This window comes from Sutterella wadsworthensis 2_1_59BFAA (assembly GCF_000297775.1).
Taxonomy (GTDB): Bacteria; Pseudomonadota; Gammaproteobacteria; order Burkholderiales; family Burkholderiaceae_F; genus Sutterella; species Sutterella wadsworthensis_A.
The window spans coordinates 378,004-404,658 of sequence record NZ_JH815513.1 but is presented as its reverse complement, the minus strand read 5'-3'; the positions used below and the strand labels follow the sequence as shown (position 1 = coordinate 404,658).

26 protein-coding genes and 1 tRNA gene are annotated in these 26,655 nt (G+C 62.9%); 5 read left to right on the top strand and 22 right to left on the bottom strand.

Going from position 1 to position 26,655, the window contains the following annotated elements:
* Nucleotides 1-373: 373 nt before the first annotated feature.
* The 6 genes from rplI to HMPREF9465_RS01830 all read right to left on the bottom strand — a co-directional run bounded on the left by rplI (nt 374) and on the right by HMPREF9465_RS01830 (nt 5,249).
* Nucleotides 374-826 carry a 50S ribosomal protein L9 gene (gene rplI, locus HMPREF9465_RS01855; RefSeq protein ID WP_005433543.1) on the bottom strand — a complete coding sequence of 151 codons (453 nt, stop codon included), beginning with the start codon at nt 824-826 and terminating at the stop codon, nt 374-376.
* A 21-nt stretch (nt 827-847) separates the two neighbouring features.
* Nucleotides 848-1,114, bottom strand: a complete 267-nt coding sequence (gene rpsR / locus HMPREF9465_RS01850; protein ID WP_005433541.1) for a 30S ribosomal protein S18 — start codon at nt 1,112-1,114, stop codon at nt 848-850.
* Between the two features lie 11 nt (nt 1,115-1,125).
* The gene (priB, locus tag HMPREF9465_RS01845) at nt 1,126-1,410 is read right to left on the bottom strand and encodes a primosomal replication protein N (RefSeq protein ID WP_005433539.1); all 285 of its coding nucleotides are present in this window, start codon (nt 1,408-1,410) and stop codon (nt 1,126-1,128) included.
* 45 nt (nt 1,411-1,455) lie between these two features.
* Nucleotides 1,456-1,839, bottom strand: coding sequence for a 30S ribosomal protein S6 (gene rpsF / locus HMPREF9465_RS01840; RefSeq protein WP_005433537.1), 384 nt, complete (start codon nt 1,837-1,839; stop codon nt 1,456-1,458).
* Nucleotides 1,840-1,977: 138 nt separating this feature from the next.
* Entirely contained in the window at nt 1,978-2,724 is a 747-nt protein-coding gene (rlmB, locus tag HMPREF9465_RS01835; RefSeq protein ID WP_005433535.1) for a 23S rRNA (guanosine(2251)-2'-O)-methyltransferase RlmB, read from the bottom strand.
* Nucleotides 2,725-2,837: 113 nt separating this feature from the next.
* The gene (locus HMPREF9465_RS01830; protein WP_005433534.1) at nt 2,838-5,249 is read right to left on the bottom strand and encodes a ribonuclease R family protein; all 2,412 of its coding nucleotides are present in this window, start codon (nt 5,247-5,249) and stop codon (nt 2,838-2,840) included.
* Between the two features lie 111 nt (nt 5,250-5,360).
* Here HMPREF9465_RS01830 and HMPREF9465_RS01825 point away from each other — a divergent pair.
* Nucleotides 5,361-5,447, top strand: a tRNA-Leu gene (locus tag HMPREF9465_RS01825).
* 93 nt (nt 5,448-5,540) lie between these two features.
* Nucleotides 5,541-5,975 (top strand): type II toxin-antitoxin system HicB family antitoxin, encoded by a 435-nt coding sequence (locus HMPREF9465_RS01820; RefSeq protein WP_005433533.1) that lies wholly within the window; start codon nt 5,541-5,543, stop codon nt 5,973-5,975.
* Nucleotides 5,976-6,096: 121 nt separating this feature from the next.
* On the opposite strand, the gene HMPREF9465_RS01815 is transcribed toward HMPREF9465_RS01820, so the two are convergent.
* The 7 genes from HMPREF9465_RS01815 to hflK all read right to left on the bottom strand — a co-directional run bounded on the left by HMPREF9465_RS01815 (nt 6,097) and on the right by hflK (nt 13,788).
* Entirely contained in the window at nt 6,097-7,533 is a 1,437-nt protein-coding gene (locus tag HMPREF9465_RS01815) for a mechanosensitive ion channel family protein (protein WP_005433532.1), read from the bottom strand.
* Nucleotides 7,534-7,998: 465 nt separating this feature from the next.
* Nucleotides 7,999-8,343: a hypothetical protein gene (locus HMPREF9465_RS13605; RefSeq protein ID WP_005433530.1), complete on the bottom strand. Its 345-nt coding sequence runs from the start codon at nt 8,341-8,343 to the stop codon at nt 7,999-8,001.
* Between the two features lie 384 nt (nt 8,344-8,727).
* Nucleotides 8,728-9,255, bottom strand: coding sequence for a phosphoribosyltransferase (locus tag HMPREF9465_RS01805; protein WP_005433529.1), 528 nt, complete (start codon nt 9,253-9,255; stop codon nt 8,728-8,730).
* A 195-nt stretch (nt 9,256-9,450) separates the two neighbouring features.
* Complete coding sequence (locus HMPREF9465_RS01800; protein WP_005433528.1) at nt 9,451-10,749, bottom strand: adenylosuccinate synthase; 1,299 nt, start codon at nt 10,747-10,749, stop codon at nt 9,451-9,453.
* Nucleotides 10,750-11,137: 388 nt separating this feature from the next.
* Entirely contained in the window at nt 11,138-11,326 is a 189-nt protein-coding gene (locus HMPREF9465_RS01795; RefSeq protein WP_005433523.1) for a DUF2065 domain-containing protein, read from the bottom strand.
* On the bottom strand, nt 11,323-12,195 hold the full coding sequence (gene hflC / locus HMPREF9465_RS01790) for a protease modulator HflC (protein WP_005433521.1): 873 nt from the start codon (nt 12,193-12,195) through the stop codon (nt 11,323-11,325). Before hflC ends, HMPREF9465_RS01795 begins: the two co-directional genes overlap by 4 nt.
* A 12-nt stretch (nt 12,196-12,207) precedes the next feature.
* Nucleotides 12,208-13,788 (bottom strand): FtsH protease activity modulator HflK, encoded by a 1,581-nt coding sequence (gene hflK, locus HMPREF9465_RS01785; protein WP_005433520.1) that lies wholly within the window; start codon nt 13,786-13,788, stop codon nt 12,208-12,210.
* A 439-nt stretch (nt 13,789-14,227) separates the two neighbouring features.
* Here hflK and HMPREF9465_RS01780 point away from each other — a divergent pair, with 439 nt between their 5' ends.
* From HMPREF9465_RS01780 to HMPREF9465_RS01770, 3 genes are all read left to right on the top strand, one after another.
* Nucleotides 14,228-14,926, top strand: coding sequence for a nucleoside recognition domain-containing protein (locus HMPREF9465_RS01780; protein WP_005433518.1), 699 nt, complete (start codon nt 14,228-14,230; stop codon nt 14,924-14,926).
* 33 nt (nt 14,927-14,959) lie between these two features.
* The gene (locus HMPREF9465_RS01775) at nt 14,960-15,436 is read left to right on the top strand and encodes a YjiG family protein (RefSeq protein ID WP_005433517.1); all 477 of its coding nucleotides are present in this window, start codon (nt 14,960-14,962) and stop codon (nt 15,434-15,436) included.
* A 142-nt stretch (nt 15,437-15,578) separates the two neighbouring features.
* On the top strand, nt 15,579-16,553 hold the full coding sequence (locus HMPREF9465_RS01770; RefSeq protein ID WP_005433516.1) for an NAD-dependent epimerase/dehydratase family protein: 975 nt from the start codon (nt 15,579-15,581) through the stop codon (nt 16,551-16,553).
* 69 nt (nt 16,554-16,622) lie between these two features.
* On the opposite strand, the gene hflX is transcribed toward HMPREF9465_RS01770, so the two are convergent.
* The 9 genes from hflX to rlmN form a co-directional block, all read right to left on the bottom strand.
* The gene (gene hflX / locus HMPREF9465_RS01765) at nt 16,623-17,822 is read right to left on the bottom strand and encodes a GTPase HflX (protein ID WP_005433514.1); all 1,200 of its coding nucleotides are present in this window, start codon (nt 17,820-17,822) and stop codon (nt 16,623-16,625) included.
* 34 nt (nt 17,823-17,856) lie between these two features.
* Nucleotides 17,857-18,090, bottom strand: a complete 234-nt coding sequence (gene hfq / locus HMPREF9465_RS01760) for an RNA chaperone Hfq (protein WP_005433510.1) — start codon at nt 18,088-18,090, stop codon at nt 17,857-17,859.
* A gap of 307 nt (nt 18,091-18,397) precedes the next feature.
* Entirely contained in the window at nt 18,398-19,744 is a 1,347-nt protein-coding gene (gene der / locus HMPREF9465_RS01755) for a ribosome biogenesis GTPase Der (RefSeq protein ID WP_005433509.1), read from the bottom strand.
* Nucleotides 19,745-19,834: 90 nt separating this feature from the next.
* Entirely contained in the window at nt 19,835-20,968 is a 1,134-nt protein-coding gene (gene bamB, locus HMPREF9465_RS01750; protein ID WP_005433504.1) for an outer membrane protein assembly factor BamB, read from the bottom strand.
* 182 nt (nt 20,969-21,150) lie between these two features.
* The gene (locus HMPREF9465_RS01745) at nt 21,151-21,753 is read right to left on the bottom strand and encodes a YfgM family protein (protein ID WP_231289322.1); all 603 of its coding nucleotides are present in this window, start codon (nt 21,751-21,753) and stop codon (nt 21,151-21,153) included.
* Between the two features lie 73 nt (nt 21,754-21,826).
* Nucleotides 21,827-23,113: a histidine--tRNA ligase gene (gene hisS, locus HMPREF9465_RS01740; RefSeq protein ID WP_005433501.1), complete on the bottom strand. Its 1,287-nt coding sequence runs from the start codon at nt 23,111-23,113 to the stop codon at nt 21,827-21,829.
* Nucleotides 23,114-23,118: 5 nt separating this feature from the next.
* Nucleotides 23,119-24,381 carry a flavodoxin-dependent (E)-4-hydroxy-3-methylbut-2-enyl-diphosphate synthase gene (gene ispG, locus HMPREF9465_RS01735; RefSeq protein WP_005433500.1) on the bottom strand — a complete coding sequence of 421 codons (1,263 nt, stop codon included), beginning with the start codon at nt 24,379-24,381 and terminating at the stop codon, nt 23,119-23,121.
* 83 nt (nt 24,382-24,464) lie between these two features.
* Entirely contained in the window at nt 24,465-25,388 is a 924-nt protein-coding gene (locus HMPREF9465_RS12135) for a helix-turn-helix domain-containing protein (protein WP_005433489.1), read from the bottom strand.
* A gap of 83 nt (nt 25,389-25,471) precedes the next feature.
* Nucleotides 25,472-26,644, bottom strand: coding sequence for a 23S rRNA (adenine(2503)-C(2))-methyltransferase RlmN (rlmN, locus tag HMPREF9465_RS01725; RefSeq protein WP_005433487.1), 1,173 nt, complete (start codon nt 26,642-26,644; stop codon nt 25,472-25,474).
* Nucleotides 26,645-26,655: the final 11 nt, after the last annotated feature.

Here is a 26,655-nt window from a genome sequence, read left to right as displayed (position 1 = left end):
TCAAGCCAGCATCTGCTCTGAAACGTCCATCGAAGCGATGAGTGACACGGTCAGTGGAGTTACATCTTAACTCAAGCCAGCATCTGCTCTGAAACTTCCGTAACAGTTTCGGGTTAATCGATGCATGCCGACCCTCCCGAGATACACGCCTCACATCCGATTCCTGTTCGTCAGGCTGGTGCTTTGCTATCGGCTTCCTCCATCGAAGTCGTTGCCTTCCCCGACTTGCCGAGTTGCTAGTCCTTCCCCTGTTCGGGCGGACAGCGAACTTTCATCGCATAGACACACGTGCACTGCTAGGCGCACATGACAAAAAGGCCCGCAGTTCTGCGGGCCTTTTTTTTGACTTCAAGTCAGTTGAAGCGGAAGCGAATTAGGCTTCGCCAACAACGTGGACCGTGACGTCAGCCGTGATGTCGGTGAGAAGACCGATCGTGATGACGTAGTCACCGACAGCCTTGATGGCGCCAAGCGGCGTGCGGACCTGGGACTTCTTGATCTGAAGACCGTACTTGGCATCGATGGCTTCGGCGATGTCAGCGTTCGTGACGGAACCGAAGAGACGGCCGTCAACGCCGCACTTGGAAGAGATTTCGATTTCGCCTTCGTTGATCGTGTCGGCGATCTTCTGGGCGGCAGCGATACGTTCGGCCTGAGCGGCTTCGAGCTCGGCACGACGGGCTTCAAATTCGGCGATGGCAGCCTTCGTGGCGCGCTTGGCACGGCCGGTCGGGATCAGGAAGTTGCGGCCGTAGCCATCCTTGACCTTGACGACGTCGCCGAGGTCACCAACGTGAGCAATCTTCTCGAGAAGAATAACCTGCATTTGATATCTCCTTAAATCTGATTACTGGTTGTCGGTGTAGGCGAGGAGAGCGAGGAAGCGGGCACGCTTGATGGCGGTGTCCAGCTGACGCTGATAGTGAGCCTTCGTGCCCGTCAGACGAGCCGGCATGATCTTGCCGTTTTCCTGGATGAAGTCCTTGAGCGTGTCGATGTCCTTGTAGTCGATCGTTTCAACGCCTTCGGCCGTAAAGCGGCAGAACTTCTTGCGCTTGAAGAGAGAGTTCTGCTGGTTAGCGCGACGGGGCTTGCCCTTACCCTTGAAAGCCATTTTGTAGCTCCTTAATTTAATTCGGTGATGTGTACGATCAGTTTGGAACTCTTCATCGAGCGCGGCGCCAGAAAGCCTCGGATGTTCACGTCCTGTCCCATCTGAGCCTTGTTCAGGCTCTCGGCCAGAGCGCCGAAGGCGATGGCGGGGAAGTCGTACTCGAGTTTTCTGATCCTGTTCGCTTCGGTCAGTTCGGATCGATGGTGAAAGACACCCTCAAAAACCGGAATGCCCGCCGGCGTGTATCGAACTTCCTCCTTGGAAGTCAACGTGCCGGAAATCTCGATGAGGTTCACTCAGATCTCAGATCGCACAGAAAAATCTGTTCAGTCGAGACTGAATTATTCGGCGGAAGCTTCGGCGGCAGCGGCTTCAGCAGCGGCGACCTTCTTGGCTTCTTCCTTTTCAACAGCCTTCATCATGACGGACGGAGCCGTTTCGGCATGCTTCGTCTTGACGGTGAGGTGACGCAGGATGGCGTCGTTGAAACGGAAGCCGTTTTCGATTTCTTCAATCGTCTCATGGCCGCATTCGATGTTCATGAGAACATAGTGAGCCTTGACGAGCTTTTCGATCGGGTAGGCGAGCTGACGACGGCCCCAGTCTTCGACGCGTTCGATCTTGCCGTTCTGTTCGGCGACAAGGGTCTTGAGGCGTTCGATCATGGCGGGAACCTGTTCGCTCTGATCAGGATGCACGAGAATGCAAAGTTCGTAGTGACGCATTGTTATTGTCTCCTTGCGGATGAAAGCTGCCCGGGCGTCTACTCCGGTGCAGCAAGGACAGAAAGTATGCGATTTTACTCACTTTCTCGGGCTTTCGCCACCCGAAAAGCGGAAAAAATCGCATGCCCGGAAAAAAGATTACTTGAGCTTGCCGCCCGTGCGCTGGCGAACGGATTCATAGAGGCAGATACCCGAGGCGACGGACACGTTCAGGCTCTCGACGGCGCCGGCCATCGGAATGGCGGCAAGGTCGTCGCAGCGGCGGCGGGTCAGCTGGCGCAGGCCGTCGCCCTCGGCGCCGAGCACCCAGGCGAACGCCTTCTTCTGGTCGAATTCGTAGATCGACTTCGTGGCTTCACCGGCAGTACCCACGACGGTCACGCCGGCGTCGCGCAGTTCAACGATCGAGGCGGCGAGGTTCGTCACCGTGACGACGGGCACCGTTTCCGCAGCGCCGGCGGCGGCCTTGAGGGCGGCGGGCGACATGTGGGCGGAACGGTCGCGCGGCACGAGTACGCACTGGACGCCGGCGGCGTCGGCGACGCGCAGGCAGGCGCCGAAGTTGCGCGGGTCGGTCACGCCGTCAAGGATCAGGATGAGCGTGTCGTCGGTAATCAGATCGAGCAGTTCATCGAACTCGAGCTGGGCCTGCTTTTCCTCGGCCATCGCAACGATGCCCTGGTGCGGAACGTCGGGAGCCATGCCGTCAAGGCGACGGTTGTCGGCGGTCATCACGCGCACGCCGGCGGCGATCAGCTTCTCGCGCATCTCGCGCATGCGCTTGTCGCGGCGTTCGGGATCAAGGTAGACGGCGGAGATGGACTTCGGGTCCATGCGCAGACGGGCGCCCACGGCATGGAAGCCTGCCAAAACAATGTTCTTCACTTACAGCAACTACTATTAAAAGCGCGCTGTCGAGCAACCCAACAGCGCGCAGGGGGGTTGAAATTTGCGCTCATTGTAGCGCACGATGTTTCGAGCGTCAGCTCGAAACGGGCTCAATCGTCCCAGTCGTCATCGCCTTCCTGGCCGAACAGCTCGTCGAAGTCATCGTCATCAATGTCGAACGGGTCGAACTGGCGCCCATAGAGCCTCGAACCGCGTCTCGAAGAACGGCGCGAGCCGCCCTTTCCGCCCTTGATCAGACGGCGCTCTAGGTTCGACTCGAGCACGAAGGACATGCGGCGGTTCTCAAGGTCGACTTCCTCAAGCCTGACGATGACGCGGTCGCCGACGCGCACCTGCGTCATCTCCTCGCGGCTCGTCATCGTGAGGTTCTTCTCGTCGAATTCGTAGTAGCCCCAACCGAGGTTCGAAATGTGGATGAAGCCGTCAACGGCGATGTCCTTCAGGGCGACGAAGACGCCCGCGGGAATCATGCCCGTGACGACCGCTTCGTGACGGCCCTTGCCGTGGCGAAGCATGTAGTCGCACTTGAGATAGTTCATCACGTCGCGCGTCGCGTCGTCGGCGCGGCGCTCCGCCGCGGAGCAGAGAATGCCGAGGCGCTCCCAGACGCTGTGGCGCTTCTCGGCCTGCGTTGCGGGCTTGTCTCCGTCCCCTGCCTCAGGCCTGCTGCCGAGGCCTCGGGCCTGACGCGAGACCATCAGGGACGAGTCGTCGAAGACCACCTGCGGCACATAGATGCGACGCGAGAGAATTCCCTTGATCGCACGATGAAGCAGCAGGTCGGGATAGCGACGAATCGGAGACGTGAAGTGGGCGTAGGCCTCGTACTGCAGCCCGTAGTGACCGACGTTGTCGGGCGAGTAGCAGGCACGGGACATCGAGCGCAGGATGGCGGTCTGTAGGAATTCATTTTCCTTCGTGCGCGAGATGAGCTCCGCGAAGCCCTCGGGCGTCGGCGACTCGAGCTTCTCGTTGAAGCTCTTGAGAACGGTGCGCAGCGTCTCGAGACGCTCCTGACTCGGCGCGTCATGAACACGGAAGAGTGCCCCGCGCTTTTTCTGGATCACGAAGTCCGCGGCGCAGACGTTCGCGACGAGCATGCACTCCTCGATGAGACGGTGCGCGTCATTGTGTTCGCGCACCTTGAATTCGCTGATGACGCCCTTGTCGTCAAAGACGGCCATCGTCTCCTTCGTCTCCAGGTCGAGCGTATGGCGTGCATCCCGGGCCTTGCGCAGCGTCTTGAAGAGTTCGTAAAGCGCACGGATGTCGTCAAGGCGATCACCGACGGCGGCTAGTCCCCCTTCCTCGCCCTGCATCGCGCCCCAGACCTGGGTGTAGGTGAGGCGTGCGTGAGAGTGGATGACGGCGGGATAGAACTGATAGGCCTCGGTCCTGCCCTCAGGATCGATGACCGCATCGCAGACCATCGTCAGGCGATCGACGCCGGGATTGAGCGAACAGAGGCCGTTCGAGAGCTTCTCAGGCAGCATCGGCACGACGCTCGCGGGGAAGTAGACGCTCGTGGCGCGCTGCTGCGCGTCAACGTCGAGCGGCGCACCGGGCTTGACGTAGTGGCTCACGTCGGCGATGGCGACGAGAAGGCGCGTTCTGCCGTCTTCGACGCGCGCGCAGTAGACGGCGTCGTCGAAGTCACGGGCATCCTCGCCGTCGATCGTCACGAACGGGATGTCGCGCAGGTCGACGCGGCGACCCATGTTTTTGGGATCGACTTCGTCAGGCAGGGCCTGAGCCTCGTCAAGCGCCGCAGCGCTGAATTCAACGGGCAGGTCGTATTCGGCCGAGGCGATGGCGATTTCGCCGAGCGGATCGAAGCGGTTGCCGATCTCCTTGACGAAGCGCACGAAGATCTCGACGTAGGGCTCGGGCTTCATCGATTCGGGCAGGAACTCGACCTCGAAGGCCGCCTTCTCGAGATCGACCTCGGCGGGAACATCTGCAAGGTCCATCTGCATCTCGACCGGGGCGAAGCCGTTGATCGGAACGACCTGTGCGATACCCGAACGACGGCCGCGGCGGATGCGGCCGCGAAGCTTGCAGACCCAGCGCGTCTGATGACGTGCGACGAAGTTCGAAACGCGCCAGTTGCCCGTGACCGTCTTGCGAAGCATGAAGACGTCGCCGGGCAGGCAATGGATTGCGTAGGGCAAGGGAACCGAAACCTCAGGATCGCTCTGGAGCATGATCGTGAAGTTCGAGACCTCGCGGGCGCCGCGCACGACGCCGGGTTCGGCAGGCGCGTTCGGATTGCAGAAATAGTTCTTTTCGCCCGCCATGAAGCCCTCCTCGTGGAGGGCCACGATGACGGCGTTGGACTTCGAGCGTTCCCAGCCACAGGCTTCTGCAAGCTGGCGCTTTGCCTGCGAGTAGGCAATGTCGGCATTGAGCCCCTCAAGCCAGGCACGCGCCTTGGCGAGATCCTCGTCAGGAAGGGAAATCGGTTCGATCTGCGCCACTGGCGTCTTCTTCTTTTTAGCCATAACACCTCTATTGTTCATGCATTGCGACAGTCTACAGCCAACTCAAAAAAATATTTTTAGAAATTCTTGACAAACTCGAAAAGCATGTGCATAATTCAAATCCTCAAGGTTGCCCGGATGGCGAAATTGGTAGACGCACCAGCTTCAGGTGCTGGCGGCTTCACGGCCGTGGAGGTTCGAGTCCTCTTCCGGGCACCACCAAATTCTAAAAGGTCTGTACGAAAGTACAGGCCTTTTTTCATTTCAGCCCGTGCTATCCTGACTGTCGACAGCAGAACACCATTATCGTCCATGATCACAACAACACGCTTCCCCTACTGGATTGAACGCACAGCCGACGGCAGCTACCGCGCGCGCTTTCCGAGCATTCCGGAAATTCTGCCTACGGCGCCGAGCATCGCAAAGCTCGTCGAGGGGCTGCAGGACGAGGTGCTGCCCGCACTTGAGGCAAGGCTCAAGGAGGACAGGCTGCCCGAGCCGCGCGAGCCCCGCGCAGGCGAGGAAGTCTTCTCGCTCTCCCCCAACTTCGCGAGCAAGCTTCACCTCATCGTCGCGCTGAAGAAGGAGAAGCTGAGCGGCTCCGAGCTTGCCAGGCGTCTGGGCTGCCTGCCGCAGGAAACCCACCGTCTTCTGAAACTCAGCCACCCAACGAAGATCGACACGATCTCCGCGGCGCTCTCAGCGCTCGGTGGCGAACTCACCTGTTCGGTCACCTTCAGACATTGACTGGTCGAAAGCAGCCGCGTCCGCGCTCAAGTCCGACCGCAACAATCGAAATAACAAGGGCGCGCCTCGCGGAAGGCGCGCCCTTTCTCGTTGAACATTTCCGAGTTGTCGGTGACGATCGTCAGGAGGACTGGACCTTCATGCGGACCGGAATTTCACCGACGTCGACCTTGCGCAGGTTGACCTCGAGCTGGTTGTACGGCACCTCGATGCCCTCTTCGGCAAAGCGCTTGAGAATGGCGAGCGAGATGGCGGTCTTGAGACCGGCGACGCCGTTGACGGGATCCTTCACCCAGAAGCCGAGCCTCAGGTTGATGCCCGAGTCGCCGAAGGTGTCGAGATAGGCCCAGCCGCGGCGGCCCGTATCGATGCGCGGACGCGCGCGCATGCCTTCCTCGAGCATGATCGCGAGGGCGCGCTCGACGTCGGCGTCGTAGGCGACCGAGATGTCGATGTACTGGACGGACGTGGACTCGGTGTAGGAGTGGTTGAGCACCGCGCTCGTCACGAAGGACTCGTTCGGCACGATGTTCTCGACGCCGTCGTTGTTGCGCACAACGGTGAAGCGGGTGTTGATTTCCGTCACGCGCCCCTTGAAGCCGCCGACCGTGACCAGGTCGCCGATCTTGATCGACTTGTCGAGCAGGATGATGAAGCCCGAGATGTAGTTCGAGGCGATCTTCTGCAGACCGAAGCCGAGACCGACACCGACCGCACCACCGAAGACCGAGAGGATCGTGAGGTCGATGCCGACGGTGCCGAGCGCGATGATCACGGCGAGGACCATGAAGATTACGGTGACTACACGCTTGAGGACGACCTTGATGTTCTCGGACATGTTCTCGAGGCCCTCGACCATCTGGTTGACGAGGGATGCGAGCCAGTTCGCGACGCCGAGCGTGAGGAGGACGGAGACGATCGCGACGAGAAGCTTCCAGACGGTCATGCTGCCCCCGCCGATCGGGATGACCGTCGTATCGAGGTACTGGATGATGTCGGTGAGGATGCCGAAGAACTGCAGCACGGCCATCACCCAGAAGATGATCGTGACGATGCGGCGAACGCCCGGCGTGATCATGCGCAGCCCGATGCCTCCCTGAAGGAAGGCCATGAGGAGCGAGAGAAGCGCAAAGGCGTAGAGGATGTTGTAGCAGACTCGGGCGATGACCATCGACTGCGGCGCAAATTCGAAGATCTTGACGATGCAGTAGACGATGAGGGCGAGAAGAGAGCCCGAGATGAAGCTGAAGGAAACGTTGTGCGTGAAGGCGACGAGCGCGCGGCGGGCGTATGCGCCGAGACCGCGCACGTCCTCGCCAGGGAGCACGCGGTCGACGAGCGTGTTGATGCGGCGGGAGATCACGTAGCCGATCGCCATGCTGACGAAGACGGCCGCAATCTGCATGAGCACGTTTTCAAGCGAGAGGTGCTGGAGCAGCCCCTCGATCACGCTCGTGAAGCGCTCGGCCGTCGAGGCGATGACGTCCTTCGCACCAACGGCGAGTTCCGTGACGTCCATGCCGGCGTTGGTCAGGTCGGGCGTAACAGGTTGAGTCATTGTTGTTGCTCAGTATGAGTATTGAGAATCTTCCACGCCCATCCTCCCTTTCGGTCGCATGGACGTGCCTTCCCTCCGACTTACCAGAGGGCTCCCTAACCACAGATAGCGGGAATGCTCAGAACTCTGCGCTCACTTGGAGTGCAGCTCCGCACATACCCTAATTAGAGTGTTCAGGGTGCGAGGGATCCTATGGGCGCACTCCGGAACTTTTGCCGAAATGCGTCGCCATTCCGTTGCCGGAATGGACTTCTCGTACTCCCGAAGGAAGTAGCGAGATCCGATATTGTACGAAGCCGACAGATCACACTCATGGCGCTTCCCTGTCTTGAACGTACACATGCTGTAGTTCTCCGTGTCTCTTGCGACAGGACCCGAGCCGCCGTAGGCAAGCTTCGACGTGTTCCAGGCGCAGACGCGACGAATGCGAATGCCGCACCGATGCGCCTTGTGCTCCACCATCTTCTAGACATACTTGGCCCGCCAGTGATGCAGCCGTTGCCGCTTGGTGCCCCGTTTTCGCCCCGTAAGATCGCGGTGCTCCATGACGATGACGTCAACCTTGAATTCATTCGCAAGCTTCACGATGAAGTTTGCCGTCTTGACGGCAATGTCCTTATTGACAACGTTCAACCCCTCTGCAAGTCGAATGCAGTCGTTGTCATGCTTGAGTTCCGTGAATTTCGGATCCCGGTGCCTCAGCATGATCTCGATGAAAAAGTCCACTGCCTTGCGATACACCTCGACCGTATCATCGAAGACGCGGCAGAAGTTGCGCAGGTGCACGGAATAGGCGGACGCAATCTTCATCGAAATCTGCAGTCTGGTTAACTGGAATATGGATCCATGCTACCAAGTTTTGTTTTTTTTGGACAGGCTTAAAAAGCACTACATTAAAATCGAACATTAGTATGCTTTTTAAGCCTGATTACCCATCACCCCGCACAGATCATATACCAAATCAAAATCACCCTCATTGCGTTTCGGCGCAACTTAAGTGGATCAACGATCAATCGACACCCATACAGACTTCATCAGCCCCGCTTGCCCCCATGCTTCGCATAGATGGGAAATCAGTTCAAAAGCCGCTTCCGGAAAGTTCCGAAAACGGCTTTGCGCTCTGGTCAGTATAACTCAGCGCGAGGCGTGTTCAAGAGCCGAAAAGCTCTCGAAATGTGACGCCCCGACCGGTCCTCAGGCCTTCTTGGCGGCTTCCTTTGCTTCGACGAGCTCGATGAGCTTGGCCGGGCCGAGGGCGTCGTAGCATTCGAACGGCTGGTGGATCCAGGGATTGTCCTCGAGGTATTCGACGTGCCAGTCGGGGACGAGGACGGAGTGGGCCTTGTACCAGAGGACGGCGACGCGGATCTCGGTGATGCCGGGGTAGCGCTTCTTGAGGTGCTCGATCACTTCGCGGATCGTCTTGCCGGAGTCGACCATGTCGTCGACGAGAAGGACGCGGCCCTTGAGTTCGGAGACGCCAGTGATGCAGTCGGAGATGTCGAGGTCGGACTGGACCGTGCCCTTGGCTTCGCGGTAGGAGCTCGTGGCGAGAACGGCAAGAGGCATGTCGTAGACGCGGCTGAAGAAGTCGCCCGGGCGCATGCCGCCGCGAGACAGGCAAAGGATGCTGTCAAACTGCCAGCCGCTCTTGGCGACCATGGCAACAAGCTTTTCGTTAAGGTCGATGTACTCTTCCCAGGTGTAAGAAATGTCCGACATGTGTGTCTCTCTGAACGTGCCAAGTGAGCGGACCCGCGAGGATGGGCGGGATCCGAGAAATGAAAGACGGGATTTTAGACCAAAAAGCTCGCCTTGTTGAGAGGTTTCGGTCAAGAAGGGGCGAAATAGATGAAAAAAACGGCGGGAAGCATGAGCTTCCCGCCGTTTTATTTCATGGTTTCAGTCTAACGGAGTTCAGGCTTCGAACGGGTCGACGTGAAGAATCGTCTGTTCGCGGTCAGGACCGGTCGACACGAGAGCGATCGGGGCGCCGGCGACTTCGGAGAGGCGCGTCAGGTACTGACGGGCGGTCTCGGGGAGTTCATCCCACTTCGTGACGCCGAAGGTGCTCTCCTTCCAGCCCGGGAATTCTTCGTAGATCGGTTCGCATTCGGCGACGGCATCGGCGCCGGCGGGCATGATCGCGATCTCTTCGCCGCGGTACTTGTAGCCCACGCCGAGCTTGACGGTTTCCATGCCATCGAGGACGTCGAGCTTCATGACGGCGAGGCCGGTGAGGCCGTTGATCTGAACGGCGCGGCGCAGGGCGGCACCGTCGAACCAGCCGCAGCGGCGGGGACGGCCCGTGACGGCGCCGAACTCGCAGCCCTTTTCACGGAGCATCTGGCCGACTTCGTCGTGAAGTTCGGTCGGGAACGGACCTTCGCCGACGCGGGTGCAGTAGGCCTTGGTGATGCCGAGGACGTAGTTGAGCATGTGCGGACCGACGCCGGCGCCGGCGCAGGCAGAGCCGGCGACGGTGTTGGAGCTCGTGACGTACGGGTACGTGCCGTGGTCGATGTCGAGCATCGAGCCTTGGGCGCCTTCGAAGAGGAACTGCTTGCCTTCGGCGCACTGCTGATGGAGTTCGGCGGAGACGTCGCAGACCATCGGACGGAGGCGCTCGGCGTAGGAGAGCATGTGGTCGATGACTTCGTCGGCGTCAAGCGGCTTGGCACCAAGATAGTTTTCGAGAACGAAGTTGTGATACTTCAGGACGGAGCGGACCTGCTCGACGAAGCGTTCCTTGTCGAAGAGATCGGCGACGCGCAACGTGCGGCGGGCAATCTTGTCCTCGTAGGCGGGGCCGATGCCACGGCCCGTCGTGCCGATCTTCTTGTCGCCGGCAGCGGCTTCGCGGGCATGGTCAAGGGCGACGTGGTACGGCATGATGAGGGCGGCGTTGGCGGAGACGCGCAAACGCTTCTCAACGTTGGGCACGCCGATGGCGTTGAGTTCGTCGACTTCGCGGAAGAAGGCTTCCGGAGAGAGGACGACGCCGTTGCCGAGGTAGCAGACGGACGTGGCATGCATGATGCCGGACGGAATGAGACGGAGAATGGTCTTCTTGCCGTTGATCACGAGCGTGTGACCGGCATTGTGACCGCCGTTGAAGCGGACGACGCCGGCGACCTTTTCGGTCAGCCAGTCAACGATCTTGCCCTTGCCTTCGTCGCCCCACTGAGCGCCGACCACAACTACATTCTTGGCCATGAGATTACCCTTAATGAACAGATTGACGGCGGATCCGAGCCGCCCATTGGCTGCCCGCAGAAGCAGGGAAGCAGCTGCGGGCTTGAAATGGATTGAGAGCGGCGACGCAGGCCCGCTGCAGGCGACCGCAAAGTCTGCGGGCACGGCGGAAGCCGACAGGGCTTGGTACCCGCCGGCGGGGCGTCGTCTCTCACACGAATCGTAAGTTTAGCAAAATGCGCGCGCCGCTCCCGAATCAGGGTCCGAAAAACCACTTAGACGCCTTCGCCGAGCGCAACAAACTCAGGGGGCGGATACCTCAAAGCATCCGCCCCCTGAAGGACAGTGTCCCAATTCAACTCGGCTCGAACGACTTTGAGAGCCGAGGACCCGATCCTGAATCAGCGGATCAGACGATCCAGATGATCGCCAGTCCGAGTGCGACGAGCAGAAGGCCCGTGATGCGCAGCGCGCGGTCGGGCTCGTCGAGGAATCGGCTTATCGACTCCTTCCAGAAGCCCGGGGCCACCATCGGCGTGAAGCCCTCGATGACGAGGACCCACCCGAGCGCGAGCATCATGACGTCGAGCCTGCTCATTGCGCCTTTTCCGACTTGAAGTAGCGGAAGAAGTCGGCGGACGGATCAACGACCATCACGTCGTTCTTGTCGGCGAAGCTGTCGCGGTAGGCCTGCAGGCTGCGGTAGAAGCGGGCGAACTCGGGATCGCGGCCGAAGGCCTCGGCGTAGATCTCGGCGGCCTGAGCATCGCCTTCGCCCTTGACCTTCTGCGCATCACGATAGGCTTGGGCGAGGATCACCTCGCTCTCGCGGTCGGCGGAGGCGCGGATGCGCTCGGCCTGGGCGGCGCCCTTGGAGCGTTCCTCGCTCGCGACGCGCTTGCGCTCGGCCTCCATGCGGCGGTAAACAGACTCGGAGATCTCGGGCGTGAAGTCAACGCGCTTCATGCGCACGTCAACGATGCCGATGCCGACGTCGCGCACGCGTTCCTGAAGGAGCTGCGAGATTTCGACCATGGCCTTGTCACGCTCGGAGGACGTGATCTGGTTGACGGTGCGCTTGTTGACGACCACGTTGAGCACGTCGCGCAGAAGTGCGGAGACGCGGTTCGCGGCAGCGGGTTCGGAGCCTTGGAAGGAGACCCAGTAGAGGCGCGGATCCTCGATGCGCCACTTGACGAACGTATCGATCAGAAGGTTCTTCTTTTCGGACGTCTGGACGAGGTCGGCGCCGGCCGCATCAAGGTTGAGGATGCGCTTGTCGAGGTAGACGATGTTCTGCAGGGGCGGCGGGAGCTTCACATGAAGGCCGGGCTCGGAGATCACGGTCTTGAGTTCGCCGAGGGCGAAGACAAGAGCGTACTCGCGCTCGTTCACGGTGTAGACGCACATGCGGAGCAGGCCGGCCGCCACGAGGACGGCGATCAAAAGCGTGGAGAGTTTCTTCATGGCTGTCGTCCTTTAGCGGCGGTCGCGGAGCATGCGCTGATATTCGTCGCCGGGAGCGGCGGAAGAAGTCGTCGGCAGGGCGGAGCCCGTCGTCTCGACGGCGCTCTGGGCGGCCGTGACGCCGTGGTCGGCGAGCGCGGCGGCGTCCTTCTGGGCCTGAGTCATGGCGTCGGACTTCGTGTTGTTGACGATCTTGTCGAGCGGCAGGTACAGCAGGTTGTTGCCGCCCTTGGCGTCGACGTAGACCTTGGTGACGTTCTTCATGACGTCGCGCACGGTGTCGACGTAGAGTCGGTCGCGCGTGACTTCAGGAGCCCTGGCGTACTGGGACTGCAGGGCGGAGAAGCGGTCGGCATCGCCTCGGGCGGTCTCGACGATGCGGGCCTGATAGCCGAGCGCCTCTTCCTTGAGGCGTGCGGCGGTACCTTCGGCCTTCGGGATGACGGCGTTGCGGTAGGCCTCGCCGAGATTGATCGAGCGCTCGCGGTCCTGACCGGCCTTGACGGCGTCGTTGAAGGCGGCCTGAACCTGCTGGGGCGGCTGGGCGTTCTGGATGGCGACGCTCATGACCTCAATGCCGGAGGAGTAGCGATCGAGCATGTCCTGCATCGACTTCTTGACGGCCTCGGCGATCTCGGCCTTGCTTTCGAAGAGGACGCTGTCCATTGCCTTGCGGCCGACGACCTCGCGCATGGCGGACTCGGCGGCCTGCGTCACGGTGAGGTCGGGCTGGCGGATGCGGAAGACGTAGTCGCGCGCGCCGTCGCCCGGCTTGATGCGGTACTGGACGGTGAACTGCACGTCGACGATGTTCTCGTCGTCGGTGAGCATCAGGGCTTCGCGCAGACGGTCGGAGCGGCCGGCAAAGCCGATTTCGGTCGTGCGAACGCTCGAGACGTCGACGATCTGCACGTCCTGAATCGGCATCGGGAGATGCCAGCGGAAGCCGGCGGCGGTCGTCTCAGCATAGCGACCGAACGTGGTCACGATGCCGCTCTGGCCTTCGGGCACGATGTAGAAGCCCGTGGCGCCCCAGGCGAGAACCGCCAGGCCCACGATCACGGACATGCCGATGCCCGCCCCCTTGCGGCCCGCAGGCAGATTGGGACGCTTGCCGCCGAAGCCGCCGAGGCCTCCCATGCCGCCGAGGCCGCCGAAGATGCCGCGGGCGCCCGTCGGGCGGTCGGCGCGGTCGTCACGACGGTCGTCGTCGCCGTAGCGGCGGGCCTGAGGACGCTCGACACGCTCGTCGTCACGATCCTCGTCACGACCGTAGCGGTCATCACGCTCATCCACATCGTCGCGGGAGAAGTCGTCTCGGCTGCGAAGGTCGGGATGACGGCGGTCCTCCTTCCTGTCGCGGCCCGTTGCGCCGTGCAGAAGTTCGGAGAATTCCTTCCAGAGACGGTCGAGATCGTCCATCCCGTCGTTGTCATCGCGTCGATCGCCGCGGCGGCGGTCGTCGCGGCGGTTGTCGTCACGTCGGTCATCGTCCTCGTCGGGACGACGGGGCGGCTCTTCGTCGGCGGAACGATCGTCCCTGCGCGGCTCCTCGTCGGAGGAGCGGCCCCAGCGGGGGTCATTGAGCGGCATATGCGTTGCTCCAGTCAGCAATGTTTGTCTTTGAATGGCGTGTCGGCGGGTCTGCGCAGGACTCTGCTGAAGACTCCCGAACTGAATCTTTCATTTTAATGACTTTTGTTGCATGCCCGACTCGCGGGCAAGCTTCTTTACAACTACCGGCCTCGCACACAGCAATCCGAAAGCGCCTTTTCATCAGTAAGATAGGCGTTTCCAATCGGCAACCGGCAGGAACACCTCAAGCAGTCGCGCGCACGGAACACGTCCGAAGGATCACCAAAAGCGGCATCTCCTCCGCATGCCCAGTGGCAGAGGGTAAACGCTTAGCGACGTTTTAAGGCGTCTCCATTATGATTTGCAGGCGAGCGCGAAGCTTTCCCTTCCCGCGCAGCAAGGAAAAAAGCGGCTCAAGACCGCCCCCTTACTCCAAAACAACCAAAGGACTTGTATCATGACCCCCGAAAAAACGACCGAACAGGCCGTCAATGAAAAGGTCGGCATCGGCGCGTATCTCTCGCTCGCATTTGCCGTCGTCTTCTTCTCCGGCCTCTGCGCCTCCTCTCAGTGGTGGGGCGTCTTCGACTTCACGACCGTCAACGGCGGCTTCGGCCGACTCGTAAGCGGCGTCACCGAACAGGGCGACGCCATCAAGACGGCCATGGCCAACTTCCGAGGCAAGGGCGGCTCCGGCGCCATCGACGGCTTCATGTTCGCTCTTTCCCTCGTTCCGACGGTGATGTTCGCCCTTGCGATGATCACCGTCTTCGAGCACTACGGCGCCCTCAAGGCCGCCCGCAAGATCCTCACCCCGGTTCTGCGTCCGCTCATCGGCATCCCCGGTTCCGCCGCTCTCGCCCTCATCGCCTCGATGCAGTCGACCGACGGTGGTGCCGCCCTCACCCGCCAGCTCAAGGACGCCGGCGAGCTCACGGAATCCGAGACCAACACGTTCGCCGCGTTCCAGATGACGGCCGACGCACCGATCACGAACTTCTTCTCCTCCGGCGCCGTACTCTTCACGCTCGTCGCTGCCGACGGCACGCTCGCCGTTCCGGTCAGCCTGGGCCTGTGCCTCGGCGTCATCCTGCTCGGCAAGGTTCTCTCCGCCAACATGATGCGCCTCCTCCAGATCCGCGCCTCCCGCAAGTAACCACGAACGTTAAAAACAGAAGAAGGAACAAAAATGTCCGGACATGAATCTGCTAATCCGATGGTCACCGACGTGTTCGTGAAGGGCGCCGTCCAGGGCTGGAACATCGCCGTCACCTCCACGATTCCGAACGTCCTGATGGCGTTCGTGATCATCAAGGTCCTCAACCACTCGGGCCTCCTCACGATCTTCGGCGAACTGTTCGCCCCGATCATGGCCATCTTCGGCCTCCCCGGCGAAGCCGCCGCCGTTCTCCTCGGCGGTTGGATGTCCATGGGCGGCGGCGTGGGTGTTGCCGTCTCGCTCTTTGACCAGGGGCTTCTCACCGGCGAGCACGTCGCCATCGTCGCCCCGTCGATCTACCTCATGGGCAGCCAGGTCCAGTACATGGGCCGCTGCCTCGGCGTGATCGGCATCAAGGGCTCGAACCTCTTCAAGATCATGGCTCTCCCGATCGTCACGGCCTTCGTCTCGCTCTTCGTGATGAAGCTGATCGTTCTCGCGAGCTAAGCTCTCCCGGAGCCCGCTCCAACAAGGCCGCTTCCGCGCCACAAGGCGCAGGAGCGGCCTTTTTCCTTGTACGTTCTGAACAGCCTGTGCCTCCGCGCACCCGTGCTATCCTGATTCGGACAACACTCTGGAAGGAGGGCCAATGAAGAACATCCTCGTGATCGGCGCGGCAGGCCAGATCGGCTCCGAGCTCGTCCCCGAACTCAGGCGCCGCGGCTACATGACCGTGGCCGCAGGCAGCGGTCGCACGCCGCTGACCGCCGCGCTCTCCGAAGGCGGTCCGACGGCCGTCGTCAACCTTCTCGACGCGGACGGCCTGCGCAGGACCGTCGAACACTACGCCATCGACACGATCTTCAATATGGCGGCCATTCTCTCGGCCGTGGGCGAGTCGAAGCCCATGACGGCATGGGACATCGGCGTCAATGGCGTGATCGGTCTTCTCGAGCTCGCACGCGACAAGAACCTCTCCGTCTTCACACCGAGCTCCATCGGGGTCTTCGGTCCCGAAACGCCCCATGATCCGACGCCTCAGGACACGGTCTGCAGGCCGAGGACGATGTACGGCATCACGAAGGTGGCAGGCGAGCTGCTCTCCGACTACTACAGGGCGAAGTACGGCGTCGACGCCCGAAGCGTCAGGTATCCGGGCCTCATCTCCCACGTGACGCCGCCCGGCGGCGGCACGACCGACTATGCGGTCGACATCTACTGGAAGGCAGTCAAGCACGGCCGCTACGCCTCTCCGCTCGCCGAAGGGACGAGGCTGCCGATGATGTTCATGGCCGATGCGCTGCGCGCTGCCATCGAGCTGATGGAGGCCGATGCCTCAAGACTCCGGCACTTCAACAGCTTCAACGTGGGCGCGATGAGCTTTGCGCCCGAGGACGTGGCGGCGAGCATCAGAAGGCGGATGCCCGGGTTCGAGCTCACCTACGAGGTGAATCCCCTGCTGCAGGGCATCGCCGAGAGCTGGCCTGACGCACTTGACGACACGACGGCGCGCGAGGAATGGGACTGGAAACCCGAGTACGACCTCGACGCAATGACGGACGTCATGCTCGAGGCGATCTCCGAAAGGCTCGGCGGAAAGTCAGGGCACAGCTCTCAGGCCTGATGAACAGAAAGCCTGCATTCATCGCGAATGCAGGCTTTCTTGCATGAAGGCGCAGAAGGGCGTCAGCGGCTATCTCTTCTTCTTGCGAACGAGGAAGTCCTCGATGTTGTCGTCCGCCAGGGCGACAAGGTCGTGTGCGACCTCTTCCTCCCAGGGTTCGGGCGCGCGCGGTTCGTTCGGATTGTCAACGCGCCACTGGTGCGCGAACTCGCCGATCGCCTGACGCAGAAGATCGAGCCCCTCACCCGTAAGAGCGGAAACGAAGACCGCCTTGGGCCGGCCGTCGGGATGACGCACGATCTCGGGTTCGAGAGCCGTATTGTCGATTTTGTTGTAGACGAGGATCGCGGGGACGTCGTCCGCCTTGATCTCCTCGAGCACCGCGTTAACCTCGCTGATCTGGTCCTCTCGGACCGACGAGGAGGCGTCGACCACGTGAAGCAGAAGATCCGCATGGACCGTTTCGTCAAGGGTGGACTTGAAGGCCTCGACGAGCTGATGCGGAAGGCCCCTGATGAAGCCCACAGTGTCGCTCGCGACGACCGTCTCCTCGTCGCTGATCCAACAGCGGCGGGCGGTGGTGTCGAGCGTTGCGAACAGCTGGTCGGCCGCGTAGCTCTTGGCGCGCGTGAGGCGGTTGAAGAGCGTCGACTTACCTGCGTTCGTGTAGCCCACGAGCGAAACGGAGAGCGTGTCGGAGCGGGAGCGCGAGCGGCGCTGCGTGTCACGCTGACGCGCGAGACGCTTGAGCTGGTCGCGAAGCTGCTTCATGCGCACGCCGATCATTCGGCGGTCAAGCTCGATCTGCTTTTCGCCGGGGCCGCCGGTCTTGCCGAGGCCGCCGCGCTGGCGCTCCAGATGAGTCCAGCCGCGCACGAGGCGCGTGGAGAGATGCTCGAGCTGGGCGAGTTCGACCTGCAGGCGGCCTTCGCGGGACTTCGCGCGGGCGCGGAAGATGTCGAGAATCAGCTGGGTGCGGTCAAGAACGGGAAGCTCGATGGCGCGCTCGATGTTTCGCTGCTGGGCCGCCGAGAGGGGGACGTCGAAGACGACGACGTCGGCATGCAGCTCATGAGCGAGCTCTCCGAGCTCGTCAACCTTGCCCGAGCCGATGAAGAAGGCGGGATCGGGCTTGTCGCGCTTGGCATCAAGAAGTCCGACGGGTTCGAGTCCGTCGGACTTGACGAGAAGCGCAAGCTCTTCGGCCGAGTCCTGGTAGACGACGCGGCCGACGACGACGCATACGAGAAAGGCGCGCGTGGCCTTCACCGCGCGCGTCTCATCGATCTGGAACGTGCTTATCTCAGTTCTCCGGCACGGAGGGCATGTTCACGGCACGCGTCGGAACGACGGTGCTGATCGCATGCTTGTAGACCATCTGGGTGACCGTGTTGCGCAGAAGCACGACGTACTGGTCAAAGGATTCGATCTGGCCCTGAAGCTTGATGCCGTTGACGAGATAAATGGAAACGGGGATGCGATCCTTGCGAAGGATGTTCAGGAACGGATCCTGAAGAAGCTGACCTTTCTGAGTCATTTTGTTGTTCTCCGACCGTCTGGGCCTGTTCCTTGCGGCAGCCCATCAGTCTTTGTTGTTATTCGATGCGGGTGGATCTGAACCGGTTCCGGCAACCGCCCGCGCACGGCCGCACGTACTGCGGCACTCCCTTCTATCTTATCACCTGACGATTGTAAATATCGTCCGCAAAGAGAAAAAGAAACCGAAAAACGCGTTTTCACGGGCATCAGAAAAGACGGCGGCGAAAAAAAAACGCTCCCGCCAGATTCGAGGGGAGCGTTTTCGTGCACGCGGGGGCGACGGCCGCCCCCGGATCCCGAGAGGATCAGCGCTTGTTGTCGTCCTTGACGAAGGGGTTTTCCTTCGTGCGGAACTCGATGCGAAGCGGCGTGCCGGCGAGGTCGAACTTCTCGCGGAAGAAGCCTTCGAGATAGCGGCGGTAGCTTTCGCCGATGTCCTCGAGGGCGTTGCCGTGAATCACGATGACCGGCGGATTCGAGCCGCCCTGGTGCGCGAAGCGGGGCTTCGGACGGCCGCCGCGGGCGCGCGGGGGCTGCTGGCGCTCGACGGCCTCGAAGAGGGCTCGCGTGAGCTTGGGCGTCGGAATCTTGCGGTAGGCCGCGGCGTGGGCCTCGTCAACTGCCTTCATGAGGTGATTGAGGCCGTTGCGCTTGAGGGCCGAGATGCGGATCATGCGGGCCCAGCGCAGGAAGTGCAGCTTGCGCTCGAGCTCGAGGTTGAACATCTCGCGGTCGTAGTCGGACATGAGGTCCCACTTGTTGACGGCGACGACGAGGGCGCGGCCTGAGTCGAGTACGTAGCCCGCAATGTGGGCGTCATGATCGGCGATGCCGTTCTTGGCGTCGACGACGAGAATGACGACGTTGGCGTCCTCGATGGCCTGCAGGGTCTTGACGACGGAGAACTTCTCGATGGCCTCGAACACCTTGCCCTTCTTGCGAAGGCCGGCCGTGTCGACGAGCTCGTAGGGACGGCCGTTGTATTCGAAGTCGACGCGGATGGCGTCGCGGGTGGTGCCCGGCATGTCGAAGGCGATGAGGCGCTCTTCGCCGATCAGGGCGTTGATGAGCGTGGACTTGCCGGCGTTCGGACGGCCGGCGAGCGTCACCTTGAGGCGTTTGGGCGCATCGGGGTCGTCATCCTCCTCATCCTCGGGCTCCTCCTCGAAGCCCTCGAGGGCGAGGTCCATGACGGCGTTGACGCCCTGGCCGTGGGCGGCCGAGATGAGCCACGGCTCACCGAAGCCGAGCTCGTAGAACTCGGCGGCGGCGACAGCGGAAAGGCCTTCGGCCTTGTTGACGACGAGGATCACCTTGCGGCCGGACTGGCGCAGGCGAACAGCGATGCGCTGGTCGTGCGGAGTGAGGCCGGAACGGGCGTCGCAGACGAAGATGACGACGTCGGCCTCGTCGATCGCAAGCTCGGCCTGGCTGGCCATGGCCTTGACGATGCCTTCGGACTTGACGGGCTCGAAGCCGCCCGTGTCGACGACGATGTAGGGCATGCGGCCGACACGGCCCTGACCGTACTGACGGTCGCGGGTAAGCCCGGGGAAGTCGGCGACGATGGCGTCGCGGCTGCGCGTGAGGCGATTGAAAAGCGTGGACTTGCCGACGTTCGGACGGCCCACGAGAGCAATGACAGGAAGCATGTTTCTGGAAAAAGAGAGGCCGGACGACGCTCCAGAGGAGCATCGACCGGCGTGGATTCAAGGCGTTTTAAAGAGCGCGGGCGCGCGGCGTCATTCGCCGAGCGACTCCTGAAGCACGTAGGCGACCTCGCCTTCGACGGTCTGGAAGACCGCGCCGTAGCCGAACTGGGCGGCGGGCGCGCGCACGGCGCCGTCAAGGCGGGTGCGGCCGACGACCTCACCGTTGGCGGGGTTCATCATCGTGACGTAGCCCTCATAGTCGGCAACGGCCACCGTGGCACCGATGCGGATCGGAGCGGAGACCGTGCGGTACTCGAGGTCGCGGTTGACCCAGGCTTCGCGGCCGTTGGCGCGGTTGTAGGCGTGGACGTAGCTCTGGTCGTCGACGACGTAGACCATGCGGGCGTCGGCGACCGGACCGGTGACGCTGTCGACCTTCGCATTCCAGACGAGCTGACCGTTCGTCGAGCTCATGCACACGAGGTTGCCCTGGAAGGCGGCGGCGCACATGAGCTGGTTGTCGACCCACGGACGACCGACGACGTCGATGAGGCGCTCGACCTCGGTGATGCCGGCGGCCTGACCGATGACGGCGTCAAAGACGGGCTTGCCGTTGAGGCCGAGGGCGAGAAGACGGCCGTTGGCCTGACCGGCGAGGATGCCCGCGGGGGACCAGGCCATCTGGTTGAAGGCCTGGAGCGTGAGCGCGGGAGCCTGGCCCTGATAGTGCCAGCGGCGTTCGCCGGTGACGATGTCGAAGGCGGTGATGCGCGTGTCGGAGGTCTTCACCACGACGAGGCCCTGGCCGACGAGCGGCGGAACGTCCGTCTCGGCGGAGAGCGTGGCACGCCAGATGAACTTGCCCTCGGCGTCGTAGACCTCGACTTCGCCGCGGTCCGTTACGACGGCCTGATGCATGCCGTCCGTGCCGACGCCTGCGACGATGCGGGAGCCGGCTTCGGCTTCCCAGACCTTGTCGCCCGTATGGCGGTCAAGGCGGTAGAGGCTGCTGCCGCCCGCGGCGTAGACGGCATTGTCCGTCACGGCAGGCGTGAGATAGCCGTCGCTTTCGCCGACGGAAGCCGTCCAGGAGACCTTCGGGCTGACCATTTCACGGAAGTCCTGCAGGTCCGCAGGTTCGTGGCTGTCGGGCGTGCTGCAGCCGGCGAGGGTGAGAACCGTCAACGCTGCGGCGGCGCCGAGCAGAGCTTTCTTGGCAAACATCGTATTCATCTCGTTGTGTTGGGCTTCTCGCCGCAGGCAAACCACCGCGCGGCTGAATCCATGATTGTATTAGCAAAAAGAACGGCAGCGGGGACAAATGACTCGTATTTTTCATTCGTCCTGCGCCGCCGTCATGCAGGGTCCTCCTGCCCGGTCACGGCCGTGCCGGGCGGCGCAGTCCGTCATTCCGCAACAGGCGGAAGCGAGGCGAGCTTGTAATGGAGGACGCCGCGGATCGGGCTCTGCTCGCCAGCGGCCTCAACGGCCTTCTGCCAGGCGGCGCGGGCCTTTTCAAAGTCGTTCATGGCGTAGTAGACGTCGCCGAGGCGGTCCTCGACCAGAGCGGTCTGGTCGGGAACGGGCTTGGCGGGCTCAAGCGCCTTGAGGGCGGCCTCGGGCTTCTTGGCCGAGAGCTCGACGCCCGCGAGGCGAACGCGCGCGATGGTGTCGTACTCGGGATGGCCCGACTTCTCGATCACCCAGACGAGACGGTCTCGGGCGAGGTCGAGATTGCCCTCCTGAACTTCGGCCGCGGCGGAGGCGAGCGCGCCCAGGGGCGCGTAGATCGTCGTGCCGTAGTCCTCGATGAGGCCGTCGGCGATCGACTTCACGTTCTTCGTATCGTTCTGATAGATCGCGTTCTGCAGCTGCACGTAGGCGCCGGACGCCTGTGCGGCCTGATTGCGCTGGTACCACTGCCAGCCGTTCCAGCCGGCAAAGCCGAGGCAGCAGACGCAGACGGCGGCGGTGATCGGGGTGCCCCACTGATCCCACCAAGCCTTCATTTGGTCAATGCTCTCTTGTTCTTCCAAGTCGTAAGCCATCGCTTGCGCTCCTTAAGTCAACTCGATTGAATGATTACGCGGCGAGCGCGGCGGCAATGGCCGCGGCGGCGCCAGCGAGCGGCAGGGCCGTCTGCTCGGCGTAGGACTTCTCGCCCTCGCGAAGGGCCTTGACGGAGACCGTGCCGGCGGCAAGCTCGTCCTCGGCGGCGAAGACCGCGAAGCGGGCGCCGCTCGCGTCGGCCTTCTTCATCTGGCTCTTGAAGCCGGACTTGCCGGGGTGCACCATCACGCGCACGCCCGCGTCGCGAAGCGCTTCGGCGAGAAGCATCGCCTGGACCTGCGTGTCGCCGCCCGAATGGATGACGTAGACATCGGTCTGGGTGCGGACCGGCACGCGGCCGCATTCACGCATGAGTTCGATGACGCGCTCCATGCCCATGGCGAAGCCCACGCCGGGGGCGGGACGACCGCCGAGCATTTCAATGAGCGGGTCGTAGCGACCGCCGCCGCAGATCGTGCCCTGGGCGCCGAGCTTGTCCGTGATCCACTCGAAGACCGTGTGGTTGTAGTAGTCGAGGCCGCGCACGAGGCGGGGATTGATCACGTACTCGATGCCGGCGGCGGAGACGAGCTGCTCCATGCGGGCGAGGAAGGCGCGGCTTTCCTCACCGAGGAAGTCGAGCAGACGCGGAGCAGCGTTGACGAGCTCCTGCATCTCGGGGTTCTTCGTGTCGAGAATGCGCAGCGGATTCGTGTAGAGACGGCGGCGGGCGTCCTCGTCGAGCACGTCCTGATTGCCCTCGAAGTACTTGATCAGGGCCTCGCGGTGGGCCTGGCGTTCAGGCAGCGCGCCGAGCGTGTTGAGCTCGAGGCGGACATCGCCCACGCCGAGTTCCTTCCAGATGCGGGCGAGCATCATGATCATCTCGGCGTCAATGTCCGGACCCTCCATGCCGAGCGCCTCGGCGCCGAGCTGGTGGAACTGGCGGTAGCGGCCGCGCTGCGGACGCTCGTGACGGAACATCGGGCCGCAGTACCAGAGGCGCTGCGTGGCGCCGTAGAGCAGGCTGTGCTCGTTGACGGAGCGCACGACGGCGGAGGTGCATTCGGGACGCAGCGTGAGCTGGTCGCCGTTCATGCTGTCGGTGAAGGAGTACATCTCCTTCTCCACGATATCGGTCACTTCGCCGACGCCGCGGGTGAACACCTTCGTGTTTTCAAGGATCGGAGTGCGGATTTCCTGATAGCCGTAGCGTTCGAGAACGCCGACGGCCGTCTGCTGCAGGGTCTGCCAGACGGCGGCATCGGCGGGGAGCATGTCGTTCATGCCCTTGACGCCGGCGAATTTTTCTTTGCTCATTCTTGTCAATTATCGGATTGCCCACGGGACGATGCGCCGTAGGTCGTTTGGACGAATTCTTCAATCATAGCGTGAAAGCGGGCCTGCATGTCATCGCCCTTGAGGGCGCAGACCTTCTCTCCGCGAACGTAGACAGGAGCCACGGGGCTCTCACCGGAGCCCGGCAGGCTGATGCCGATGTCGGCCTGACGGCTCTCGCCGGGACCGTTGACGACGCAGCCCATGACGGCCACCGTCATGTTCTCGACGCCGGGGCACGAGACGCGCCACTCGGGCATGCGCGAGCGCAGGTAGTCCTGCGTGCCCGCGGCAAGGCGTTGGAAGAGGTCCGACGTCGTACGACCGCAGCCGGGGCAGCTCGTCACCATCGGGGTGAAGCTCCTGAGGCCCATGCACTGCAGGATCTCCTGGGCGACCACGACCTCCTCGGTGCGGGGCGCGCCGGGAGACGGCGTGAGCGAGACGCGGATCGTGTCGCCGATGCCTTCCTGAAGGAGCACGGCGAGCGCAGCCGTCGAGGCGACGATGCCCTTGGAGCCGATGCCCGCCTCGGTAAGGCCGAGGTGGAGCGCGTAGCTGCCGCGCCTTGCGAGCATGCGGTAGACGGAAATGAGGCCCTGGACTTCGGAGACCTTGGCGCTCAGCACGATGCGGTCGGCGGGAAGGCCGAGCTTCACGGCCATGTCGGCGCTCTGCACGGCGCTCTCGACGAGAGCGGCGCGAAGGACGGCGTCGGGGGGAAGCGGATCGGAGAGCGCGTTGTTCTCGTCCATCATGCGGGCGAGGAGCGCCTGATCAAGCGAGCCCCAGTTGACGCCGATGCGCACGGCGGCGCCGTACTTCTTCGCGCACTCAATCATGGAGGCGAAGTTCTCCATGCCCTTCTCGCCCTTGCCGACGTTGCCGGGATTGATACGGTACTTGGAGAGCGCGGCGGCGCATTCGGGATGATCTGCGAGCAGCTTGTGGCCGTTGTAGTGGAAGTCGCCCACGAGCGGGACGTCGCAGCCGGAGCGGTCGAGCGCCTCGCGAATGCGGGCGACGCCGCGAGCGGCGTCGGGCGTGTTGACGGTGAGTCGGACGAGCTCGCTGCCCGCGCGCGCAAGCGCAAGCACCTGGGCGACGCTCGACTCGACGTCGGCCGTCGAGGTGTTCGTCATCGACTGCACGACGATCGGGTTCATGCCGCCGATCGTCACGACGCGGCCGCCCCAGGCGACCTTGACGGCGTGGGTCTTGCGACGGAATTCAAGGGTGTTTTCCGACACGGCTTAAGTCTCCGGGAAATACGCACCGGCCGGAGGCCGGTGTGAAAAGAGCGGCCCGAAGGCCGCTGCTCTGTTGAATCTTCTTACTTCACCACGAAGCGGCAGATGCCGTTGCGGGTGGACTTGGTGAGTTCGTAAGGCCTGCCGTCGACCGTGAGCGTCATGACGGAGGCGTTGCCGACCGTCACTCGGGCCCCGACGGGCACGTTCAGGGTCTCGCTGCCGCCCTCGGCCATCTCCTTGGCGAAGAAGCTGCGGCCGTTGGGCAGAAGGATCTGCACCCAGCAGGCGCCCGAGGTCGAGAGGGTGACGCGGCGCTCACCCGTCGCGGCGGCCTGCGACTGGGCGCGGGCCTTTTCGGCGGCCGCCTTTTCAGCGGCGGCCTTCTCCGCAGCGGCCTTCTCGGCAGCGGCCTTTTCCGCAGCGGCCTTCTCGGCGGCGGCCTGTTCGGCCGCAGTCTTCTCCTGAGCAGTCTGATCGGCTGCCGCCTGTTCAGGGGCGGGCGCCGCTTCAACTGATTCGAGGGCATCGACGACGGGCGTCTCCGCAGCGGGCTGCGTCTCGGCGCCGTCGCTCATGCTCGACCAGGCGTACCAGCCTGCGGCGCAGACGAGGACCGCAGCGATGGCGACGACGGCGGCCTTGAGGCCCGTGCGGCGGCCGGAGGCGCGCACGACGGTCTCCTTGGCGGGATCATGGTCGGGAAGGACCCCGACACTTGCGGCGCCGTAGCGGGCGGTGTAGTCGGCGACGAGCGGATCGGGTTCGAGACCGAGCACCGAGGCGACGCCGCGGATGAAGGCGCGCACGTAGACGGGCTCGGGAAGCTCGGCAGTTCTTTCGCTCTCAAGCGCGCGGACCTGCTGGACCGAAAGGCGGGAGCGGGCGGCCATGTCGCCGATGGAGATGCCCTGGGCCTCGCGGGCGCGCTTGAGCGCGGCGCCGAAGCCTTCGGCGGGGGCCGGATGCAGGACCGGCTCGTTCATGTCAGACGTTTCTTGGGCCATGGCGCTTCCTTCCAGGAGTGTTTTGATGTTCGGTGTCTTGGGCGCCGCGGACCCTCAGGACTCGCGCACGCCCCGGCGGGAGGCTACTCGCTGCGGCGGGCCGCCTGCAGAAGAGGCGCGGCCTCGGCCTTCTGCTGTGCAAGGCGCTCGGCGCGGCGGGTGCGGTCGCGCACCTCGCCCGCGAGCTGGCCGCACGCAGCGTCGATGTCGTCCCCTCGCGTCTTGCGGACCGTCGTCACGATGCCCGCCTCGTTGAGGCGGCGGCAGAACGCGAGAACCTGCTCGCGCTCGGGCTTGCGCAGGTCCGACTGCGTGAAGGGATTGAAGGGAATCAGGTTGAACTTGCACGGCACGTTTTCACGGCGCACGAGTTCGACGAGTTCGTCGACCTGCTCAAGGCGATCGTTGATGCCGCCGAGCATGACGTACTCGAAGGTGATGAAGTCGCGCGGGGCCACCTTGAGGTAGCGGCGGCACGCGGCCATCAGGTCGGCAAGCGGATGCTTGCGGTTGACGGGCATGAGCTTGTCGCGCAGCGCGTCATTGCCCGCATGCAGGCTCACGGCGAGCGCAACAGGGCTGTCCTCGGCGAGCTTGTCCATCTGGCGGACGAGGCCCGACGTGGAGACGGTGACGCGGCGGCGGGAGAGCCCGTAGCCGTTGTCGTCAAGGAAGACGTGCAGAGCGCGCAGAACGTTGTCGAGGTTCTGCAACGGCTCGCCCATCCCCATGAGCACGACGTTGGAGATGATTCGGTCGTTGGGGTCCGTCACGCCTGCGTCGCGGCGCAGTTCGCGTTCGGCCCACCAGAGCTGGCCCACGATCTCGGCGGTCGTGAGGTTGCGGTTGAAGCCCTGCTTGCCCGTGGAGCAGAAGAGGCAGCCCATGGCGCACCCCGCCTGCGTGGAGATGCAGAGCGTGCCGCGGTCATCCTCTGGAATGAACACCGATTCGACCGCGTTTCCGTTGCCGACGTCAAAGAGCCACTTGCGCGTGCCGTCAGCCGACTTCTTCTCGGTGATGGGCACGGGAGGACGCACTTCGGCCATGTCCTTCAGCTTGGCTCGGAACACCTTCGCGAGGTTCGTCATGTTGTCGAAGTCGCCTTCGACATGACGATGGAGCCAGCGCGAGAGCTGAGTTGCACGGAAGGCCTTTTCGCCGATGCCGGCGCACCAAGCGGTGAGCCCTTCCAGATCGAAGTCGAGAAGGTTCACCTTAGAGGCGGCGGCAGACTCTTTGACGTTGTCGGTCACGAATTATTCCT